Genomic DNA, 1,964 nt, shown 5'->3' with positions numbered 1-1,964 from the left:
GACCGCCTAAGGCACCTTCCCGGCGTGTTCCGGCCGCCCGGCAGGCGGGGCGTCCGGCGGCGCGGGCGCCCCCAGCTCCTGCACGCCGATCACGCGCAGGAGCCGCAGCCGCTCGTACGACTCGCTGCCGGGCTCGGCCGTGTGGATGACCAGGCGCTGCCCGCAGTCCGCCGTGAGCAGCACCTCGCACCCGAGCTCCAGCGGCCCCACCACGGGGTGGAGGAAGCGCTTGAACTCGGCGCGCCGCATCGCCACCCTGTGCTCCGCCCACAGCTTGTCGAACTCCTCGCTGACCGACCGCAGTTCTTTCACCAGCGCGACGAGATGCGGGTCGTCGGGCCGGGAGGCGGACACCGCCCTGAGCTGGGCGACGTGGGAGAGGGACTGGGCCGCATGGTCCTCCGGCGGGAGGAACCGCCGGGCCGTGGGGTCGGTGAACCAGCCGCGGATGACGTTGTGCCCCGGTTCGAACTCCCCTCCGAGCGCGGTCGCCAGCGCGTTCTGCGCGAGCAGTTCACCACGGTCGCTGTAGACCAGCGCGGGTGCGTCGTGCAGCCGGTCGAGGACCATCAGAAGACCGGGGCGCACATGCTGGGTGGGCCCGTCGCCCGTCCTGGGCGGCTCCTCCCCCGCCAGGCGGAAGAGGTGATCGCGCTCGTCGTCCGTGAGCCGCAGCGCCCTGGCCAGCGCGGCGAGCATCTGCCGCGAGGGCCTGGCCCCCCGGCCCTGCTCCAGGCGTGTGTAGTGGTCCACGGACGCGCCCGTCAGCCTGGCGGCCTCCTCCCGCCGTAGACCGGGTGTACGACGCCGCGGGCCGGCCACCAGCCCCACGGCGGCGGGGGCGAGGCGGGCGCGGCATCGGCGCAGGAAGTCGGCGAGTTCGGCACGGTCCGGGTCCATCCCCCCAGCATGGCCCGGGGCGGACGGCGGCTCCAGAGCGTATCCAGGGACTGCCGGTCCCTGGATCAGCACGTCTCTCCCGGGATCGCGGCGCCGGGCCCAGGCTGAGGCCGGCAGGAAATCCACACGGAGGAGACCGGCGATGCGGATTCTGGTGACGGGTGCGACGGGCGAGATGGGGCGGCGGTTCGTACCGCGTCTGATCCGGAGGGCCGCCCCCGGCGACACGGTGCGGGTCGTCGTGCGGGACGAGCGGCGCGGCGTCCCGTTCGCGGCGCTGGGCGCGGAGGTCGTCACGGGCGATCTCCGCGACACGGGCGATATGGGCGAGGCCCTCACGGACACGGACGCCGTCGTGAACATCGCGGCGGCCTTCCGGGACGTCCCGGACGACGAGATGTGGTCCGTCAACCGCGACGCCGCCATCGCCCTGGGGCAGGCCGCCCTCCGGTCGGGCACGAGCAGGTTCGTGCACGTGGGCACGAACCTCGCGTACGGCACGGGGCGCGGCCGTCCGCTGACGGAGGACGACCCGACGGTGCCTGGCGGCCCCAAGTGGGGGGCGTACGCGCAGTCGAAGGCGGGGGCCGACGACGGCCTGCTCGCCCTGCACCGGGAGCACGGGCTGGACGTGCGGATCGCCGTCCTGCCGTTCGTCTACGGCGACGGTGACCCGCACCTCACGGAGGCGATGAGCTGGGTGGGCGGCTGGGCGGCGACACAGCGGCTGGCGATGGTGCACCACGCGGATGTGGCCCAGGGGCTGCTGCGCCTGCTGTACGCGCGCGAGGTGGCGGGCCGCCGCTACAACATCTGCGACGACGCCCCGGTGACGGCGGTTGACCTGCACCAGCTGAACGGGGTGCCGGTGCCGCCGGAGCTGGCGGACCGCACCGATCCCGATCCCTGGTACGGCCAGATGTCGACGCTGCGGATCCGGGACGAGCTGGGCTTCCGGCCGCTGTATCCGTCGGTCTGGACGGCCCGGGACGCGGGGGCTCTCTGAACGGACCGGCCCGGAATGGAAACCGCCTCCCGGCCGGCGGGGGGAGCCGGTCGGGAGG

At 74.3% G+C, this 1,964-nt stretch carries 2 protein-coding genes; one reads left to right on the top strand and one right to left on the bottom strand.

The window, feature by feature from the left end; genetic code table 11:
• Window positions 1-6 precede the first annotated feature (6 nt).
• Window positions 7-900, bottom strand: a complete 894-nt coding sequence (locus ACFWFI_RS42515) for a helix-turn-helix transcriptional regulator (RefSeq protein WP_387401293.1) — start codon at window positions 898-900, stop codon at window positions 7-9.
• A gap of 142 nt (window positions 901-1,042) precedes the next feature.
• Between ACFWFI_RS42515 and ACFWFI_RS42510 the strand changes: the two genes are divergently transcribed.
• Complete coding sequence (locus tag ACFWFI_RS42510) at window positions 1,043-1,906, top strand: NAD-dependent epimerase/dehydratase family protein (protein ID WP_387401291.1); 864 nt, start codon at window positions 1,043-1,045, stop codon at window positions 1,904-1,906.
• Window positions 1,907-1,964 lie beyond the last annotated feature (58 nt).

The organism is Streptomyces sp. NPDC060209, from assembly GCF_042728155.1.
Classification (GTDB): Bacteria; Actinomycetota; Actinomycetes; order Streptomycetales; family Streptomycetaceae; genus Streptomyces.
The sequence above is the reverse complement of the archived record's forward strand: the minus strand, read 5'-3'. Positions and strand labels throughout refer to the sequence as shown.